The 17492-nt window shown below is 70.2% G+C and carries 20 protein-coding genes; 15 read left to right on the top strand and 5 right to left on the bottom strand.

The features are described 5' to 3' along the window. Window positions 1-127 precede the first annotated feature (127 nt). The 5 genes from ACO06A_RS02140 to ACO06A_RS02160 all read right to left on the bottom strand — a co-directional run bounded on the left by ACO06A_RS02140 (window position 128) and on the right by ACO06A_RS02160 (window position 2488). Window positions 128-460 (bottom strand): YnfA family protein, encoded by a 333-nt coding sequence (locus ACO06A_RS02140; RefSeq protein ID WP_175345732.1) that lies wholly within the window; start codon window positions 458-460, stop codon window positions 128-130. A 22-nt stretch (window positions 461-482) separates the two neighbouring features. Continuing rightward, window positions 483-821: a rhodanese-like domain-containing protein gene (locus ACO06A_RS02145; protein WP_175345733.1), complete on the bottom strand. Its 339-nt coding sequence runs from the start codon at window positions 819-821 to the stop codon at window positions 483-485. Window positions 822-865: 44 nt separating this feature from the next. Further along, the gene (locus ACO06A_RS02150; RefSeq protein WP_175345734.1) at window positions 866-1168 is read right to left on the bottom strand and encodes a hypothetical protein; all 303 of its coding nucleotides are present in this window, start codon (window positions 1166-1168) and stop codon (window positions 866-868) included. Between the two features lie 78 nt (window positions 1169-1246). After that, entirely contained in the window at window positions 1247-2017 is a 771-nt protein-coding gene (locus tag ACO06A_RS02155) for a MerR family transcriptional regulator (protein WP_175345735.1), read from the bottom strand. Between the two features lie 210 nt (window positions 2018-2227). Continuing rightward, window positions 2228-2488, bottom strand: coding sequence for a hypothetical protein (locus ACO06A_RS02160; RefSeq protein ID WP_210767508.1), 261 nt, complete (start codon window positions 2486-2488; stop codon window positions 2228-2230). A gap of 269 nt (window positions 2489-2757) precedes the next feature. Here ACO06A_RS02160 and ACO06A_RS02165 point away from each other — a divergent pair, with 269 nt between their 5' ends. From ACO06A_RS02165 to ACO06A_RS02235, 15 genes are all read left to right on the top strand, one after another. Then, window positions 2758-3255: a nitroreductase/quinone reductase family protein gene (locus tag ACO06A_RS02165; RefSeq protein WP_175345736.1), complete on the top strand. Its 498-nt coding sequence runs from the start codon at window positions 2758-2760 to the stop codon at window positions 3253-3255. Further along, window positions 3255-4121, top strand: coding sequence for an NmrA family NAD(P)-binding protein (locus tag ACO06A_RS02170; RefSeq protein WP_421734510.1), 867 nt, complete (start codon window positions 3255-3257; stop codon window positions 4119-4121). The genes ACO06A_RS02165 and ACO06A_RS02170 overlap by 1 nt, the downstream gene beginning before the upstream one ends. Continuing rightward, on the top strand, window positions 4103-4744 hold the full coding sequence (locus tag ACO06A_RS02175) for a TetR/AcrR family transcriptional regulator (RefSeq protein WP_421734511.1): 642 nt from the start codon (window positions 4103-4105) through the stop codon (window positions 4742-4744). Before ACO06A_RS02170 ends, ACO06A_RS02175 begins: the two co-directional genes overlap by 19 nt. Before the next feature lie 238 nt (window positions 4745-4982). Continuing rightward, complete coding sequence (locus ACO06A_RS02180; protein ID WP_175345738.1) at window positions 4983-5462, top strand: hypothetical protein; 480 nt, start codon at window positions 4983-4985, stop codon at window positions 5460-5462. Between the two features lie 250 nt (window positions 5463-5712). After that, on the top strand, window positions 5713-6024 hold the full coding sequence (locus ACO06A_RS02185; RefSeq protein ID WP_175345739.1) for a DUF6112 family protein: 312 nt from the start codon (window positions 5713-5715) through the stop codon (window positions 6022-6024). Between the two features lies 1 nt (window position 6025). Then, the gene (locus ACO06A_RS02190; RefSeq protein ID WP_175345740.1) at window positions 6026-7177 is read left to right on the top strand and encodes a type IV secretion system protein; all 1152 of its coding nucleotides are present in this window, start codon (window positions 6026-6028) and stop codon (window positions 7175-7177) included. Beyond that, a complete protein-coding gene (locus tag ACO06A_RS02195; protein ID WP_175345741.1) occupies window positions 7174-8601 on the top strand; it encodes an SCO6880 family protein in 1428 nt (475 codons plus the stop codon). Before ACO06A_RS02190 ends, ACO06A_RS02195 begins: the two co-directional genes overlap by 4 nt. Before the next feature lie 146 nt (window positions 8602-8747). Beyond that, entirely contained in the window at window positions 8748-9920 is a 1173-nt protein-coding gene (locus ACO06A_RS02200) for an ATP-binding protein (protein ID WP_343047901.1), read from the top strand. Next, window positions 9920-11017, top strand: a complete 1098-nt coding sequence (locus tag ACO06A_RS02205; protein WP_421734512.1) for a DnaB-like helicase N-terminal domain-containing protein — start codon at window positions 9920-9922, stop codon at window positions 11015-11017. The genes ACO06A_RS02200 and ACO06A_RS02205 overlap by 1 nt, the downstream gene beginning before the upstream one ends. Continuing rightward, window positions 11014-12828, top strand: coding sequence for a type IV secretory system conjugative DNA transfer family protein (locus tag ACO06A_RS02210; protein WP_175345743.1), 1815 nt, complete (start codon window positions 11014-11016; stop codon window positions 12826-12828). The genes ACO06A_RS02205 and ACO06A_RS02210 overlap by 4 nt, the downstream gene beginning before the upstream one ends. Further along, entirely contained in the window at window positions 12825-14123 is a 1299-nt protein-coding gene (locus ACO06A_RS02215) for a lytic transglycosylase domain-containing protein (protein ID WP_421734513.1), read from the top strand. The genes ACO06A_RS02210 and ACO06A_RS02215 overlap by 4 nt, the downstream gene beginning before the upstream one ends. Window positions 14124-14555: 432 nt before the next feature. After that, window positions 14556-14825, top strand: a complete 270-nt coding sequence (locus ACO06A_RS02220; RefSeq protein ID WP_175345745.1) for an SHOCT domain-containing protein — start codon at window positions 14556-14558, stop codon at window positions 14823-14825. A gap of 29 nt (window positions 14826-14854) precedes the next feature. Then, window positions 14855-15226 carry a hypothetical protein gene (locus tag ACO06A_RS02225; protein WP_175345746.1) on the top strand — a complete coding sequence of 124 codons (372 nt, stop codon included), beginning with the start codon at window positions 14855-14857 and terminating at the stop codon, window positions 15224-15226. Window positions 15227-15359: 133 nt separating this feature from the next. Beyond that, the gene (locus ACO06A_RS02230) at window positions 15360-16037 is read left to right on the top strand and encodes a response regulator transcription factor (RefSeq protein WP_343047905.1); all 678 of its coding nucleotides are present in this window, start codon (window positions 15360-15362) and stop codon (window positions 16035-16037) included. After that, window positions 16034-17161, top strand: a complete 1128-nt coding sequence (locus tag ACO06A_RS02235; protein ID WP_175345748.1) for an ATP-binding protein — start codon at window positions 16034-16036, stop codon at window positions 17159-17161. The genes ACO06A_RS02230 and ACO06A_RS02235 overlap by 4 nt, the downstream gene beginning before the upstream one ends. Window positions 17162-17492: the final 331 nt, after the last annotated feature.

Genomic DNA, 17492 nt, shown 5'->3' on the forward strand with positions numbered 1-17492 from the left:
GCGGGGTCCCGGCGCCGAAGAGAGCAGCGCCGAGAAGAGGTCAGCCCGGACTTCGGGGTTGCTCCATGCTTTGAGATTCACGATCCCAGTCTCCCGCCGCCCGCGCTTGCGGGCGCATCGCGCCGGATCAGGTGCGGGGTGCGTACATGATGACGGCGACGCCGAGCAGGCAGATGGCGGCGCCGATGACGTCCCAGCGGTCGGGCTGGAACTTGTCGACGGCCATTCCCCAGGCCAGCGAACCGGCCACGAAGATGCCCCCATATGCGGCCAGGATGCGCCCGAAGTTCGCGTCCGGCTGCAGAGTCGCGACGAACCCGTAGGCACCGAGCGCGACCACGCCGGCACCGATCCAGAGCACGCCGCGGTGCTCGCGCACGCCTTGCCAGATCAGCCAGGCGCCACCGATCTCGGCGACGGCTGCCACAGCGAACAGGAGCAGTGAGCGCAGCACGGTCATGGGAGCAGTCTCGCGCGCCGGGTCAGCTGGCGTCCGCGGTGCGCTCCACCGGCAGGCCCGCGGCGAACCAGTCCGCCTTCCCTCCGACGTAGACGCGGACGTCTGTGTAGCCGGCGCGGGTCAGCGCCGCGGCGGTCACCGTCGAGCGGCTGCACCCAGGCCCGGAGCAGTAGACGACCACGGTGCGGTGCAGGTCGGGGGCGATGCGGCCGGCGTCCCGGGCGGTGAGCTCGCCAGGGACGTTGACGGCGCCGGGCAAGTGCTCGGCGGCGTAGTGCGCGGCGGGCAAGGCCTCGAGGAGGGTGATGGTGCCCTCGCGCATCGCACGCACCAGCTCCTCGCGAGTGATGACGATGCTCATGGTCGGCCTCTCGGTGGGCTCGCGTGGGGTGCGGGTGGTGGCGGTCAGCAGCCGCCGCCGCACCCGCAGCCGGTGCCGCAACCGGTCGTCGCCGCCGCGGCCCGACGTCGGCGCACCCACATCGCGGCGCCGACCAGCACTGCGGCGACCGCGACCACGCCCAGGGCGACGGCCTCTCCGCCGGCAAGGAACGCCCCGACCCCTGCCGCGAGGCCGCCGGCGGCGATCAGCGGCAGGGAACACGCCACGGCACAGGCCACCGCGATGCCGATCCCGGCAAGGACGCCCTTCTTCGCCGGTGCCTTCGTGCTCGTCGCGTGGTGGTCGTGGATGGTCGGGGTGTTCATGGCTTCTCCTGGTGGTGTTCGAGCAGAGGGGATCCCGGCCGGAACCGTTTGAGGTGCCGGTCGAAGGGCGAGCAGTTTTCAGCCGGCGGTGCCGAACATGGCCGCGACGATGTCGGCGGCGTCCTCGGGTGCTCGGACCTCGAGGCGGACCTGCCCGGTGGTCATCTGCACGGTGAAGGTGAAGAAGGTGCAGCAGTCCTGCTCGGCAGCAGCGAGTCGAACAGCTTCCGCAATGAGCTCGGGCGAGGCCACGAACTGCAGAGCCATGCCGCCGGTGATCGGCTCGCGCCTCACCGCCCGGGCGACCAGGGCCCGCCAGTCGGAGATCCGGCCCGGCACCGAGCCGGCGTCCAGCGAGCACGCGAGTACCGGAACATCCGGCGCGGCGACGAGCGGAGCGCGGGTCAGCGGGACGAACGTGCGCCGGTCCGCCAGCGGTGCCGGCGCCGCAGTCGCGCACGGGCACCCCTCCCCGCACGGGCCCGAGGTCGGGGCGTCAGCAAGCCGCGCCGAGACGCCCTGCAGCTGGGCGGCGAGCGCCACGAGTTCGCCGATGCGCGTCTGGGTCTCGGCTAGACGCACGGCGACCATCTCCACGACCTGGTGCGCGACGCTCGAGCAGTCCTCGACGTCGTAGGCCTTCACCAGCTCGGCGACGTCGGTCAGCGGGATGCCGAGGTTCTTGGTCGCGGTGATGAACCGCAGCCGAGCGAGATCGGCGTCTTCGTAGGACCGGTACCCGTTGCCCCCTCGGGCGGGCTGCTCGACCAGGCCTATGTCCTCGTAGTAGCGCAGCGTCGTAGCCGGCACCCCGACCAGCTCGGCGACCTCAGCGATGCGGTAGCTCATACCGGGACCGTAAACCTTCGACTCGAGTCGAAGGTCAAGCCCTCGAGCACGCCCCCAAGCGGATCCCTGCCTGCCCGCGTGCGACCCCGGGCGGTGTCGAACTGCTGGCTGGATTGGCTGCAGTTGAGCGTCCCGCTTTGACCGAGTGCCCTCGACAGGACCTACGGGTCGAAGGACGGATGAGTGGTGCTGCGCCGTCGCAGAGCCGCTTCATGGTCTTCGACCGTGGTGGCGCGGTCGCGCTAAGTGGCGCCATAGCTTGACGGCAGAGAGCAGCAGCAGCACCGCGAGGGCGGGGATCAGGACCAGGTGGGAACGATCCCGAGAAGCAGGGGCCCTACCAGCGCGCAGCGCAGTGATGACCACAGCCAGGCTGATCGCCTTGTTCATTATGACGGCCTGCAGAGTCAAGAATCCGAACAGACCGATCAACAGCGGCAACCGGAACTCTGCGCCACCCAGCTCGATCATCCCGCCAGGCAGACCGACCCCAGCTCCCGCCCCGAACGCCGCCGAGACCGATCGGCGCCAGCGGCCCACCCCTACCGAGCTGGACGCGTAGCCGGCACGGCCCGTAGTGGGCGGGGTCAGCGCTTGTCACGGCGTAACGGTAGCCGGGACACCCAGGACGCGTGCCGGCCGGACGAAGGTGGCAAGTCTGCCATCCTGCGCGGCGATGTGAGTCGTATCCGTGCGGCTAGGGGACGTTTCGCTACGGGGCCGTAGCGTATGATCAGTCGATGACCACCTCGTCCTTTGCTGTGCAGCGCGTCATCCCGCCGGTCGCTCCCTTCGACCTGATGAACCGGACGATGCGTTGGCTCCTGTCCTCTCCGCGCCGCGCCCGCCGGGTTGGAGAGCACCTGCTGGTGCTGCACCTCACGGGCCGCAGGTCCGGCCGCGTCCTCGACGTCCCGGTGGCTTACCGGCCGCAGGACGACGGTCGGCTGCTGGTGCTGACCAGCTCGGTGTGGCGGCTGAACCTGCGTGACACCTCTGCGGTCGAGGTGACGTGGCGGGCGCAGCGCAGGTCCGCGACCGCCGAGCTGGTCGAGGACCCGCAGTCGGTCGCAGAGGTCTACGCGACGCTGATCGACAGCGTCGGACGGGGCAAGGCGGCGCGCCAGCTGGGGGTGCGGGTCAACGTCGACCGGGCGCCATCGCATGACGAGCTCATTCAGGCGGTCGTGCGCGATGGGTTGTCGCTGGTGTATCTGCGTGTGGGCGAGGTTCGCTGATGTCGGGGCCGGTGCTGGTGGTCGGGGCGAGCGGCAATATCGGGGGGTCAGTCGCTCGGGCCTTGATCCATGCCGGGGTCCCCGTGCGGGCGGCCGGCACCGACCCCGCCGCTGTTGCACGAGCGCTGCCGGGCGCGCAGAGCGTCCACCTTGACCTGCTCGACCCGACCACGTTCGCGCCGGCTCTCCAGGGCGCCGATGGCTTGTTCCTGGTCCGCCCGCCGGCGATCGCGAAGGTCGGCCCGACGCTCAACGCGCTGCTCGACGCGGCCGCGCGGGCACAGGTCGGACACGTCGTGTTCTCCTCGGTCACGGGCGCGGACACCAACCGGGTGGTGCCGCACCACCGGGTCGAGACGCACCTGGCGGGCTCGAGCCTGTCCTGGACGATCCTGCGGCCCGGGTTCTTCGCGCAGAACCTCGCCGACGCGTACCGCACCGACATCGTGCGCGACGACCGAATCATCCTGCCGTCTGGGCAGGGCCGGGCCGCGTTCATCGACGTGCGCGACATCGGCGACGTCGCCGCGCTGGTCTTCGCGGACCCTGTCACCCACCGCGGTGCCGGGTACACGCTGACCGGCCCGCAGGCACTGGACTTCGAGCAGGTCGCGGCGCTGCTGAGCGACGAGCTGGGTCGACGCATCCGCTACGAGCCGACAACCGCCCTTCGCTATCTTCGGCACGTGCACTCCCAGGGAAGGCCATGGGTGCAGGCAGTGGTGCAGACCGTCCTGCACACCGGTCTGCGCCGCGGCCAGGCCGAGAGGGTCGACCCCACACTCGAGCGACTGCTCGGCCGCTCGGGTCGCACCCTGACCCAGTACGTCCACGACAACCGCGACCTGTGGGCGACCGCGTCATGACCACAGCCGCGGCGGCCGCTCCCCGGCTCGATCCCCGCGTCGCCCGCTCGCGGGCGGCCGTCCTGACAGCCACGGTCCAGCTCCTGATCGAGCGCGGCATCGCCGGCGCGACCGTGGAGGCCGTCGCCGCACGGTCCGGCGTCGCCAAGACCACGATCTATCGGCAGTGGCCCGACCAGCCGTCGCTCGTGCTCGACGCGTTCTCCAGCCTGCTCGCCGCCCAGGAACCACCAGATACCGGCACCTTGCGAGAGGACCTGCTGCAGATGCTGCGTGGCCTGGCTGCCGCACTGACGACCAGCCCCGCCGCCGCACTCATGCCGGCGCTCATCGATGCCGCCGAACGCCAGCCCGCCTACCGGGCCCTGCACCATCGCGAGGCCGAAGCACGCCACAGCTCCCTCCGCACCGTCCTGGGACGCGGTATCGAGCGCGGCGAGCTACCGCCCGGCACCGAGGTCGACCTGCTCGTCGACCTGCTCGCAGGCCCCCTCTTTCACCGGCGCTGGGTCTCCGACCGCGTCCTCGACGACCACTTCGCGACCGCGGTCGTCGACACGGTCCTCCTAGGCACGCATCGAAGTCCCCACTCCAATCCGCGAACCGGCGGCCCGCGCTGCTAGGTAAGAGCTGCCCTGTGACGGACTGGCCGCCCCGACTGCATGCACCCGCGAGGCGACCATGCCTCGCAGCGACCGTCGTTGACTCTGCTCGAGCTGAGCCTGCCCGAAGGTCAACGGTCGCAAGGTGCTCGAGCAGATCCAGTTGAAACTTGATGGCGACGCTCGGTGCGCGCCTGCCGCGGTGATTCCCTCAGCCCGGGCGATGGCCATAACCATCACATCTAGCCGACCCTGAGACATGGACGCCATCAGCCCTGACCACGCCGCCGGTCCCGACTGGGACGCCATCGATCTCTTGGCCGCGCGCCGGGTCGCCGCAGGTGCCGGAACGACGCACGCTGCTGGTCTGGTGATCACGGCTCAGGCCGCTGGGTGCGCCCTGGCCCTGGTCCGAGATGAGGCCACCGGATGGCTGGTTGTCGTCGTCACCAACACGTCATCCGGTGCCACGTTCGTACCCACCGTCATCGACCCGTCCGAAGAGACGCGCATGCTGGGCTCCGTCGCCCCCGCTCACGGAGTGGGGCCGCGACTTCACTACGCACTCGCAAAGGCCAAGAGCGTGGGTGGAATTCGGGTTCGAGTGACCGGCGGCCAGTGGACCACGTGCAACGTCGAGCGCTCAGAGTGGGCGGCCATCTGCCTCGCGCAAGACGATTTCTTCGCAATCCTCCACGTCGAGCTGCTCGATGATGACGCCTGGGACAGGTTGGTCTAGCAGACCTCGGTCAGGCGCCACCAGGCCACCAGGAAGGTCTCGGAGACGACCTCCTGAGCGGTGTCGGGGCTGACGTTCCGCATCGCATCCGCATGCACTGGGGGCGCGTGAGGGGACCACAAGCCCTGGAAGTGCTCAGCGGCGGAATCACGGATCTCCCGGTTCGCTCCGCGTCTTGCAGCGATCTCCGCCTACCTGCTCCTAGAAGGGTGTGTCGCCGGGACATGCTCGCTGGATCGCGGGGGCACACATGACATTCCAATCGGTACTCGTTGGCAGACTCGCTTCGGCTGATCCTGGGATCTCTCCAAACGAGGATGGCCTTCCTGGTCTGGCGGTCGTGAAGAGCATCGTGGGCGCCCTCATGACGTGGGGCCTCGTCGCGTGCGTCGCTGGCTTGGTGGTCTCGGTGATCGTGTGGGCGGTCGCCCGGCAGCAGGGCAACTACGGCTACGCGTCCGGTGGCAAGACCGGCGTCCTGATCGCTGCCGGCGGTGCGCTACTGATCGGTGGAGCGAACGCGATCGTGGCGTTCTTCTCCGGTCTGGGTGCGGCGATCTGAGATGGCCGACGTCTGCATCGGCCCGGCCGCGTTCGTCTGCAACCTCAGCTCCGGCGCGGCCGGCGCCGCACAAGGCGCGGCCTCCGACTATGTGCTCGGCGGCCTGGGTGGGTCGTTCATCAGTGGCGCGGCACAGCTCGGCGAGATGGCGTTGGCCGCGTTGGACGCGACCACGTCGATCGACCTGGGAGCGTCGTGGTTCAGCGCAAATGTGGCCGTCGTGGCTGCGATCACGTTGCCCGTGCTGGTCGGCCTGTTTGTCATCCAGGTGCTGACCTCGGTCCTCCGGCACGAGCCTGGTGGCCTGGTCCGGGCGGTGGTCGGCGTCGGTAAGGCGGTTCTGGGAGCAACGATCGCGCTGGGTGTCACGCAGCTTGTGCTGACGGCCGTCGATGAGATCTGCCGGTACATCGCGGCCGCAGCGGGGATGACGGTGGCTGAGGCCGCGGCGCGATTCTTCGACTTTGCCGCGCTGGCGCAGATCGCCCCGGCATTGCAGTTGCTGCTCGGGCTGGCGCTGATGCTGGGGTTCATCTTGTTGTGGGGGGTGCTGCTCTTCCGCAAGGCGGCACTCATCTTGATCGTCGTGTTCGCGCCGATCGCGTTCGCCGGGTCGGCGTGGGATCAGACCCGGGTTTGGACGCGGCGGTGGCTGGAGCTGGTCGCGGCGCTGGTGTTCAGCAAGGTCGTGATCGTCGTGGCGTTCGTCATCGGCGCCTCTGCGTTCACCGGCACAGGCCCGACCGTCCCCGGACACGCGGAGCCTGCGGCGGGTGCCGGTGGGCTGGCAGGGCTGTCCGATGCGTTGGTCGGGCTGTTGCTGCTGGCGATTGCGATCTGGGCGCCGTGGCTGACCTGGCGGTTCGTGCACTGGTCCGGCATGGAAGCCGCCGCCACGATGCACAGCGCGGTCGCGGCGAATCCGATCAGCAAGGTCGCCCGCGGCACCGCGACGACCGGGCGGTACGCGGCTCAGCAGGCCGTGATGTCCAGTGTGCTAGGCCCTGGCGCCGCCGCCGCAGGGGCAGCACGCGGTGCGGCCGGGAGCGGGGCTGCTAGTGGAGCGGCGGCGGCGAATGTCGCCCACCTGCCGACTCCCCGCCCAGCCACCCGGGCGGTTCCGCCGGCCGGATCGGCCAAGGAGCAGCGATGAGCACCGCGCCCCTGCCCGAGGCCGTCGTTTCGCCGGCACGGTTCGGTCGCCTGGAGCACCGCGGCGTCCTGTTGGGTTTGAGTGTCACGCAGCTGGTCGTGGTGGGTGTTGCGACGTTCGTCGCCGTGACCGGCGTGTACTCGGCAGGCGCTTCGGGACTGTTGGTCGCGGCACCGCTGTGGGTGACCCTGCTGGTGGCGGGAACGGTGAGCGTCGCCGGTCGCCCGGTCGTGGCCTGGTTGCCATTGCTGGCCCAATGGCGGGTTCGACGCGCGACGGGATCGCAGACGTCGGTCACCTCGGCGCGAGCTCGCTCGATTGGCGACGGGCTCGTGCTGCCGGGCATCGCCGGGCGACTCGCGATCGTCGGCTGCGATGCGCTGGGCGGTGCGCTGATCGCCGATCGCCGCGCGGGCACCGTGACTGCTGTCCTGCGTGTGCACGGATCCGGGTTCGTGCTCGATGAGGTCGGCGCGCAGGAGCACAAGGTAGCCGCGTGGGGTCGCGTGTTGGGCGGCCTGTGCCAGCAGCCGTCGATCGTGCGCGTGCAGCTGCTGATGCGCATCGTCCCCGGTGGCCTGTCCCCCGCCCGGGCGTGGTGGCGCGAGCACTGCACAAGAACTACGGGTGTGTCCGCAGCCCTCGCGTCGATGCTTGACGACGGGTTCGTCGTGCCGCACGTGCGCGAGACTCTCTTGGCGGTCGCCGTGCGCAGCCCGCAAGGGCACCGCGCCCTCAGCGCCGACGGGACCGCGACCGTGGCCAAGCAGCTGCAGGCCGTCGCGACGTCGCTCAGCGGAGCGGCGCTCAGTGTCCAGGGTTGGCTCGACCGTGCGGCGCTCGCCCGCACGATGCGCTCGGCGTACGACCCCGACGCTGCCGCACCCGCCGACGAGACGGCCGCGGCGCTGGTGGGGCCGATGGGTATCGACGAGCACTGGGACCACGTGCGACTCGACACGTCCGTGCACGCGACGTACTGGGTGTCGGAGTGGCCGCGCAGCGACGTCCACCCGGCATTTCTCCAGCCAATGCTGCTCGGCGAGACCACGGCGCGGACGGCCACGGTGATCGCCGAACCGTTGAGCATCACCAAGGCGCTCCGCGAGATCCGCCGGGCCAAGGTCGAGCACATCGCCGATGCAGCGCAACGGGCCAGGATCGGCCAGGTCGAGGCTGAGGCCACTCGAGCTGAGGTCGCCGATCTGGATCGCCGCGAGGCCGAGCTGGTCGCGGGACACGGCGACCTGCGATTCACCGGTCTGTTCACCGTCAGCGCGCCCGACCTGCCTACCCTCGAGCAGCGGTGTGTGGCGCTGGAGACCGCTGCCGCGCAGAGCATGTGCGAGGTCCGTCGCCTCGTCGGCCAGCAAGGCCTCGCCCACCTGGCTGCTGCGGTGCCGTTGGCCCGGGGTGTTCTGTGAACGCCACATCGCGGACCACGGTCTTCCGGCGCACTGCCGGGCGGTACGCGGGAGGTCCGCGGCTTCACCTGCCGGCGCATCGGGCGTCCTCAGCGACGCTCGCTGGGGCGTATCCGTTCCTGGCGGGGGCTCCGTGCGACGTCGGAGTGCCGATCGGGACGGACGCTCTCACGGGTGCGCCGTTCTGCTTCGACCCGTGGGCGCTGTACGCCGGCGGGGACCTCACCAATCCAAACGTGCTGCTCGCAGGTGTCATCGGGCAGGGCAAGTCCGCCCTGGCCAAATCCATCGCGCTGCGATCGATCGCCGCCGGGCGACGCGTCTACGTCCCTGGCGACCCGAAGGGCGAGTGGGCGGCCGTCGCCCACGCCGCCGGCGGCACCGTGCTTCGCCTGGGGGCCGGAGAAGCGACCCGGCTCAACCCGCTCGAGGTGACCGGCGACGGACCCCACGCACACGCCGCCCGAACTCGGCTCTTGGCGGCAGTGACGGCGCTGTCCATCCATCGCGACCTCGTTGCCGCTGAGCAGGGCGCCCTGGACGCCGCCCTCGCACAGTCCGAGCTCGCGCAGCACTCCCCCACGATCAGCGACGTCTTGGATCGGCTCGCCACACCGGATCCGACGGCTGCTCGACGCGACGGGGTCCGGGTCGCCGATCGGCTAAGGGACGGGCGCGATGTCGCCCACGGGCTGCGCCGCCTGGTCCGCGGCGACCTAGCCGGCCACTTCGACGGCACCTCGACTCACACCCTCGACGCCGCCGCGCCGATGGTGGTCCTCGACCTGTCCGGTCTGGGGTCAGACGAGGACGCCTTGGCGGTTGCCATGACGTGCGCGTCAGCCTGGCTCGAAGGGGCGCTCGCCGCCTCGAGTGCGAAGCGGTGGGTGATCTACGACGAGGCATGGCGGGTGCTGCGGCAGGTCGCCCTGGTGCGGCGCATGCAGTCCCAGTGGAAGCTGTCCCGCGCCTACGGGGTCGCCAACCTCATGGTCCTGCACCGGTTGTCCGACCTGGACGCCATCGGCCAGCAAGGCTCCGAAGCGCGCGCCCTGGCCGCGGGGCTGCTGGCCGACTGCTCGACCCGGATCATCTACAGGCAAGAGGCCGACCAGCTCACCGGCACCACCAGTGCCCTCGGCCTGACTCGCCCGGAACGAGACCTTCTGCCGCTGCTGCCCCGCGGAACCGGGCTGTGGAAGATGCCCCACCGCACCCACGTCGTGCACCACCTGCTGCACCCCGTCGAGGTGCCGGTCGTCGACACGGACGCCGCGATGCGGGACGACGAATCGTCCACGGATTGGGAGGCGTTGTGATGCGCCGCGACGACGTCGTCCAACTGGCCGAACAAGCCACCCTCGGCGCCCTCCTCCTGGAACCAGCACGCCTGGGCGAGGTCCAGAAGTGGTTGCGCGCAGGCGACTTCGCCGATCTGTGGCATGCGCAGCTCTTCACCACGCTGCTCGAGCACCACGCGGCCCACGACCCCATCGCCCCGCAGACTGTCGCTCGCGCTCTGGTGGACCGGGTCGGGTCACGGCAGGCGAACATGCCCCGTTTCGCCGACCTGCTCCACGTCACACCGCCGCATCCGGACGCCATCGGTTACGCCCGGCTCGTCCTGGACAGCGGCCTGCGCCACGAGATCGCCGGCCAAGGCGTGCTCCTGCGCGCTGCAGCCCTGCAATCCGCGCTCGACGGCGTCCCGCAGCCGATCCTCTCGACCTGCAATCTGGTCGACGCCGGCCTCGACGTCGCCGCCGCCCGCTGGGCCGCCGGCCACGGACTGCCCCACGACACTGTCGTCGTCCCCCTCGCGCTGCGACCCGCCCTACGGAACACCGAAGCTCGGATGGGCGCGGACAAGTACCTGACCGCCCACCCCGCGCGTGACCTGCTCACCGAACGACGCCACACCGTCGAGCTCATCGGGGCGCTCATCGCGAGCCCCGACCACGTCGCCGTGGTTGCCACCTGGTTGACGCCAGCGAGGATCCACGACCCCGCCTGGCGCGCCATCTATGCCACTCTCGTCGAGCTCGCCGACCTGGGGCAGCACGTCGATCTGGTCACCGTCGCGTGGGAGGCGCGCAAGCACGCCCAGCACGGGCCCGCCCTACCCGGCCTGAACGAGCTGCGCGCAGCGGTCGACGACGGCTGGCACACCCAGGTGCACTCCGCGGCGCGCTCCGTGGCCGGGGATCAGATCCGACACCTGGCCGACACCGGCGCCGACCAGCTTCTCGCCGGCGCCGCCAACCCCGGCGTCCTGGTCACCGACCTTGTCGACACCGGCCACCTCATCGCCGACGCCTTGCGCCGCACCGCGACCGGACTGTCCCGACCGGTCGACACGGCCGCACCTCAACGACAGCTCACGGCCGTCCACACGCACCAGCAGGTCGCCCGATGAGCCAGTACCGGCCACCGATCCGCCGCCGACCCACCGAGCCCGGAGGCCCCGACCTGACGGACTGGGCGCTAGCCGTCGGCGGCGCCATCCTCGCGGCCGGCATCGTCCTACGCGCCGGCGCGGCCCTCGCAGCATGGCTCACCGGCCACTCCAGGCTCGACGGCGGACTTCTGCCCGCCCTGAGCGCCGCAACCCACCCCGATGACCCCGCCGCCGCCTGGCCGAACCCGGATCAACTCCCGGGACCTGGCACCTACTGGGCCTGCACGGCTCTGGTCATCGCGGTCGTAGTGGGGATCGGTGTCGGCGCCGTCGCGCTGCGCCGCCGCCTCGCCCGTGGGCGCCGCTCGGATGTCGACACCCTGCGAAATCTGCCCGGCATGGCCGCCCCGGCCGACGTCCACTCGATTGCCGGTGGACGAGCCGTGCGCAAGCACGCGCCGGTCGTTCGCCCATCCCTGGACCACAAGGCCGCTCCGGCACAGGTCGGCTACCGGCTCGGCCGACTGCGCGGCAAAGACCTGTGGTGCACCGTCGAGGACTCCTCCCTGCTGATCGGCCCACCCCGCATGGGCAAAGGCCTGCACGTCGTCATCCCCTGGATCCTGGACGCGCCCGGCCCGGTCGTCGCCACCTCCACCCGTCCCGACACCCTGGCCGTGACTATGCGCGCCCGACGCGCCCTCGGACCAGTGGCGATCTTCGACCCGCAACGCCTCGCTGGCCTCCCCGGCGGACTGGCCTGGTCCCCCGTGCGCGGCTGCGAGACACCCCGCACCGCCCTGGTCCGCGCCCGCGGCCTGGCCGCCGGCGCCGGCTTCGGCCGGACGGTTTCGGACTCCGACTTCTGGGCCGGACAGACCGAGACCGCCCTGCGCTGCCTCCTGCACGCCGCCGCCCTGGACAACCGCCGCGCCGTCGACCTGTACCGGTGGTCGCTGAACCCCGTGCTGGCCGAAGACGCTGTGACCATCCTGAACCGGCACCGCGAGTCCGCCGACGGATGGGCCGACGCCCTCGAAGCCTCCATCCACTCCGACGCCCGCACCCGCGACTCCATCTGGCTCGGCGTCCGCCAATCCCTCGCAGCCCTGGCCGACCCCGACGTCCTGGCCGCCGTCGACCCGGCACCCGGCCACGTGTTCGACCCCACCACGTTCCTGCGCGACTCCGGCACCCTCTACCTACTTGCCTCCGCCGTCGCCTCCGGCTCCTGCGCACCCCTGGTCGCAGCCTTCGTCGAAGACATCACCGAGACCGCACGTGCCATGGCCGCCCGCTCCCCCGGCGCCCGCCTCGACCCACCACTACTCCTAGCCCTCGACGAGATCGCCAACCTCACCCCACTGCCCTCACTGCCCTCACTGATGGCCGAGGGCGGCGGCTCCGGCATCACCACCCTGGCCGTCCTGCAGTCCCTGGCCCAGGCCCGCGCCCGGTGGGGTGAGCACGCCGCCGACGCCATCTGGGACGCCGCCACGGTCAAGATCGTCCTGGGCGGCCTGGCCAAGTACCGGGACCTGGACGACGTGGCCCGACTCATCGGCGAGATCGACGAACTCACGGAGACCCGATCCCGCGGCCGCGCGGGAGAACGATCGTCCTCGACGTCTGTGCGCACCGTTCCCGTGATGCCTGCCTCGGTCCTGCGGACCTTGCCGTTCGGCACCGGGATCCTCCTGCTTCGGCAGACCAAGCCGACCGTCATCGACCTCACCGCCTGGACCGGACGACGAGATGTCGACCGGCTGCGCGCCGACCGAGCGGCCGTCGAGACCGCCACCGCCACCGGTACGGCGATCCCCACATGATCAAGATTGCTCTCGGAGCTCTTGGCTTCCTCGCGATCCCCGCCATCGCAGTCCTCGCCACCATCGCCGTGGGGGGAACCGCCAGCGCGTGCATCGCGACCTCGGCCGGCGGGTCGCTCGCCGAGGATGCACCGGTACCCGCAGCGGCGCGGGCATGGGTCGCCGAGACTAGGGCTGCATGCCCGGAACTGCCTGAGACCTGGATCGCCGCCGTCATGGCGCAAGAGTCGGGTTTCCGTCCCGACGCGCACGCTGACGACTCCAACGGCGGCACCCGGGGACTCCTCCAGATGAACGCCTCCGTTTGGCAGGCCAGCTACGGCCAACCCTGGACCGCTGATCTCAACGCCAACGGGACACCCGACATCGAGGACCCCGACATCCACGCCCGCGTCGGCGGCGCGTACCTGTGCACCCGACTCGTCGGCGTCCGCACTATCCGGCAACAGCACCCGGACTGGGCCTCCTCGACCATCCCTGTTCTCGACGCCCTCGTCATCGCCCACAACGCCGGCGAATCACGCCTCGGCAGTTACCCGGCCATCCCTGCTACCACTACCGCCTTCATCCGCAATGTGAACGAGCGCATCACTTGGTGGGCCGCCGACTCCGCGCCGCCCAACTCTGCCGCCGACGGTGCTTCCGCCGCTGCAGCGCTGGCAAGCGACGCGTTGCAGCGCAACTCCAGCCAGAACAACTCTTCGCGCGACCCGGTTGCCGCCGCGCAGATCACCGCCTCCTCGAGCCCGCCGACCGCGTGCGTTCCTGTTGACGTCTCCGCAAACGCGCAACAACTCGCCGCGGCTCTCGTCGAGCGCCTGGAGACCGGTGCACTGGTTGCCGGGACCGGCGCCACCCTCCAGCTTCGTGGCATGGCGGGCGGCACACCAGAGCCAGGATGCGCCGTGAACCTGCGCATATTGCAGGTCATCACGGTCGCCGCGAACACCTTCGACCAGGTCGGCATCTCCTCGCTCAACCGGTTCTGCACGCGGACCATTGCCGGCACCGGCACAGCGTCGCGGCACTGGATCCACGGCGGAGGTCATGCCGTCGACTTCTTCACTCTCAACGGCCGCCCGACCAACGGCGCCGACCCGAACGCACTACGCCTGATCGCCGTCCTCGACCCCCTCATGCCTGAGGCGTCGGAGGTCGGGCAGAAGAACTGCCGGGCGGTCGCTGGGTCCACCGCCAACACCGTCCACATGCTCCAGATCGACGACGGCTGCAACCACCTACACATCGATGTCGACCCCACCAACCCGCAATTACTCGACTCGGAGAAGCCGTGACGTCGGGCAAGAGTCAAGACAACCGGCGCGGAGGCAACGAGCTGGGCGAGTACGCGTCTCCTCGCGGGCTGATTGGCTCCGACGCGCACGATGTAGGCCATGGTGGGTGGTGCTCGCACCGGGGCGCGAGAGGGGCGGAGCCATCGCACAGCGCCCGACCATCCTGATGGACTGCGACCTCGAGTGCAGAAGCAACCCGGGAGAAGCGCAGGACCTCTAGTTCGTTACCGGCCCCGACGTGGGCACGCCGACGACGACGGCCCGACGCGGTCCACGTGAACGCGCGACGCGCAGATTCCAGCTGATGCGAACGTCGTGCGTCAGCTGAGCGGCTTGACCAAATCTTGAGCCTGCTCGCCCGGTCGGGTTGAGGAGCTGCACGCAGAGTTGGTCTTGTCAGCAGGACGCTAGATCGAAGAAGAGGAGTACGCCGTGATGGGATACGGATGGGGAATGGGGGCCGGTGGCTGGATCGCCATGGCTATCTTCTGGGTTGCGCTCATCGCCCTGGTCGCGTGGCTGATTGCGCGAGCACTGCCCAGTGGACGCGAAGCCGATCGTGGCCAGCCAACGGGCATCGAGACTCCTGAGCAGGTCCTCGACCGGCGGTACGCGGCTGGGGAGATCGACAGCGACACCTATCAGGTGATGCGCGTCAACCTCGCCTCGAGCCGCACGAGTGGTCAGGCGGAGGCACGATGAGGCGGGCTGTGCGTTCATGGTGGATCCCGATGCTGGCCACCGTTGCGCTGGTGGGGTCTGGCCTGTCGATGCTCCTCGGCCAGAGTGGCGGGGCCCGGGAACTGGTGGTGCGTGATGGCGCGTCGAACAGCTCCTACGGCTCGATGATGGACGGCCAGCGCCACCGCTCGATAGACGGCCAACGCCACGGCTCGGTGATGGGCGGCCAGGACTCGATGATGGACGGCCAGCGCGGCGGCTCGATGATGGACGGCCAGAGCGAGGACTCGGTGATGGACGGCCAGGACTCGATGATGGACTGCCAGGACTCGATGATGGACGGCCAGAGCGACAGCTCGATGATGGACCGCCAGGACTCGATGATGGACGGCCAGCGCCACGGCTCGATGATGGACGGATGATGCTGGTCGAGGACTCCCGGCTCAGCGGTGAGAGCCCCGTACGAGCGACGGTGACGGGGAAGTGATGTCGCGCCCGCCAGCTGAGACCTCGGAGCCCGTCGGCGTCTCCCCGTCACGGGGTCGGCGCGGGCGGGTGCTCGTCGTGGAGGACGATCCTGCTATCGCGCACCTGGTCGAGGAGTACCTCAGGCATGAGGGCTTCGGCGTCGACGTGGCCATGGACGGCGAACGAGGGGTCGAGCTGGCCCGGGACGCCCGACCCGACGTGATCATCTTGGATTTGATGCTGCCCGGGATCGACGGGATCGAGGTGTGTCGACGGGTGCGGGCGTTCTCCGACGCCTACATCCTCATCCTGACGGCCCGAGGCGACGAGGTCGATCGTGTAATCGGCCTGTCGGTGGGCGCCGATGACTACGTCGTCAAGCCCTTCTCCCCGCGCGAGCTGAGTGCCCGGGTGCAGGCGCTGCTGCGCCGGCCACGTCAGGGACGCGAGGACGAGCAGCCGCTCCGGCGGTTCGGTGCGCTGTTGATCGACTCGGGTGCGCGTGAGGTCACTCTCGACGGCGTCCCGGTGGATCTGACGCGGACCGAGTTCGACATCATCGACACCTTGTCGGCGCGGCCACGGACGGTCTTCGAACGTCTGCAGCTCCTCCGGTCGGTCTGGGGCAGCGACTGGTACGGGGACGACCACGTGATCGACGTTCATGTCGCGAACCTTCGGCGCAAGCTCGCGGACGACCCGGGCGCTTCGCGGTACATCCGCACCGTGCGCGGAGTCGGCTACCGGATGGGTGACGGGGCATGAGCCGGGTCTCGCGGGGCGGTGGTCTGGGTGCTCGTCTGCTGCTCTCCCAGCTCCTTGTCGTTCTCGTCGGCGGGGCCACGCTCCTGACCGTCGCGCTCGGCCTTGCTCCTGCACTTTTCCGCTCCCACCTGGAGGAGGTGGCCGACACCCTCCCTCCGGAACTCGCGAGCCATGTCGACATGGCGTTCGCGCGAGCGACCCTGGTCTCTTTGACGGTGGCTGTCACCGCCGCGACCCTCACCGCCCTCGTGGTGGCCGTCCTGGTCACCCGTCGAGCCGTCCGACCGATTCGCGAGATGTCGGTGGCCGCCACCGCGGTCGCTCACGGCGACTACTCCGTGCGGGTCCAGGAGAAGGGGTTCGGTTCGGAGCTGGTCACGCTGAGTCAGGCGTTCAACGGCATGGCCCAGCACATCGCGAGCACCGAGCGGACCCGCGGGGAGATGTTGCGCGACCTCGCGCACGAGTTGCGCACACCGCTGACCAGTGTGCGGGGATACCACGAGGCGATCGCCGACGGCGTGCTGCCGGCTGACCGTGCGACGTTCGACCGCGTCGATGCCGAGCTGTCGCGGATCGAGCGGCTCGTGGATGACCTGGCCGCCGTCTCGCGCGCGGAGGAGCGAGGCAGCGACCTGCGTCTGCGCCCCGTTCAGGTGGCCGAGCTCCTGGCGGGCGCCGCGCGCTCCGCTTCCCTGGCGTTCCACGGCACCGGCGTTACCGTCCAGGTGGAAGGGGGCGAGGGCGGTTCATGGGTCCTGGTCGACTCGGACCGTCTGCACGAAGCACTGATGAACCTGATCTCCAACGCGGTCCGGTACACGCCCCCCGGGGGGACGGTTTCACTGCGGAGCCGCGCCGTGTCCTCGACCGTGAAGCTCGAGGTCCAGGACACCGGTGAGGGGATCGCGGCTGAGCACCTACAGCGAGTCTTCGAGCGGTTCTACCGCGTGGACCATGCGCGCTCGCGCAGTACCGGTGGCAGCGGCATCGGACTGACGATCACGCGGGCACTGATCCACGCCCACGGCGGGCGCATCCACGCGCAGAGCACCGGCGTGGGCCACGGCACCACCTTCGTCATCACGCTGCCTCGCTGCGCGCCGGCGTCGGGCAACGTCTGACCTGCGCCGATGTTTCCGTCAGCAGCACCGGGCCCGCGGTCCGGTGCCACATCGTCGGCATGCGCGCACCGCGCAGATGAACGGTTGCGGCCGGCGCCGCCATCCGGCCCCTGGGTCGGCGAGCTCTTCTTCACGCGCGTGGTCGCCCCGCTCGGCGTCCGCAGGATCCTGTCTGCGGGTTGGGAGCGAGCGTTCCCAGATCGGGCCGGGTTCAGGGTTCACGCCGCGCAGTTCGCCGTCCATCTGACGCCGGCTCGCTGGTCGTGACCAGCGTCCGTTGCGAACATGAGACCGCCTGCCGCGTGCTTCCGGGCCCGTGGCATCGGTGCCG

Origin of the sequence: Cellulomonas sp., assembly GCF_965229465.1 — a bacterium.
In the GTDB taxonomy this organism is placed as follows: domain Bacteria; phylum Actinomycetota; class Actinomycetes; order Actinomycetales; family Cellulomonadaceae; genus Cellulomonas.

Coding starts and splice junctions, on each gene's coding strand:
- ACO06A_RS02170 (WP_421734510.1), top strand. CDS start 3,255: ATGTCGGGGCCGGTGCTGGTGGTCGGGGCGAGCGGCAATATCGGGGGG.
- ACO06A_RS02195 (WP_175345741.1), top strand. CDS start 7,174: ATGAGCACCGCGCCCCTGCCCGAGGCCGTCGTTTCGCCGGCACGGTTC.
- ACO06A_RS02180 (WP_175345738.1), top strand. CDS start 4,983: ATGGACGCCATCAGCCCTGACCACGCCGCCGGTCCCGACTGGGACGCC.
- ACO06A_RS02150 (WP_175345734.1), bottom strand. CDS start 1,168: ATGAACACCCCGACCATCCACGACCACCACGCGACGAGCACGAAGGCA.
- ACO06A_RS02235 (WP_175345748.1), top strand. CDS start 16,034: ATGAGCCGGGTCTCGCGGGGCGGTGGTCTGGGTGCTCGTCTGCTGCTC.
- ACO06A_RS02225 (WP_175345746.1), top strand. CDS start 14,855: ATGCTGGCCACCGTTGCGCTGGTGGGGTCTGGCCTGTCGATGCTCCTC.
- ACO06A_RS02210 (WP_175345743.1), top strand. CDS start 11,014: ATGAGCCAGTACCGGCCACCGATCCGCCGCCGACCCACCGAGCCCGGA.
- ACO06A_RS02165 (WP_175345736.1), top strand. CDS start 2,758: ATGACCACCTCGTCCTTTGCTGTGCAGCGCGTCATCCCGCCGGTCGCT.
- ACO06A_RS02190 (WP_175345740.1), top strand. CDS start 6,026: ATGGCCGACGTCTGCATCGGCCCGGCCGCGTTCGTCTGCAACCTCAGC.
- ACO06A_RS02155 (WP_175345735.1), bottom strand. CDS start 2,017: ATGAGCTACCGCATCGCTGAGGTCGCCGAGCTGGTCGGGGTGCCGGCT.
- ACO06A_RS02140 (WP_175345732.1), bottom strand. CDS start 460: ATGACCGTGCTGCGCTCACTGCTCCTGTTCGCTGTGGCAGCCGTCGCC.
- ACO06A_RS02160 (WP_210767508.1), bottom strand. CDS start 2,488: ATGATCGAGCTGGGTGGCGCAGAGTTCCGGTTGCCGCTGTTGATCGGT.
- ACO06A_RS02145 (WP_175345733.1), bottom strand. CDS start 821: ATGAGCATCGTCATCACTCGCGAGGAGCTGGTGCGTGCGATGCGCGAG.
- ACO06A_RS02205 (WP_421734512.1), top strand. CDS start 9,920: ATGCGCCGCGACGACGTCGTCCAACTGGCCGAACAAGCCACCCTCGGC.
- ACO06A_RS02215 (WP_421734513.1), top strand. CDS start 12,825: ATGATCAAGATTGCTCTCGGAGCTCTTGGCTTCCTCGCGATCCCCGCC.
- ACO06A_RS02185 (WP_175345739.1), top strand. CDS start 5,713: ATGACATTCCAATCGGTACTCGTTGGCAGACTCGCTTCGGCTGATCCT.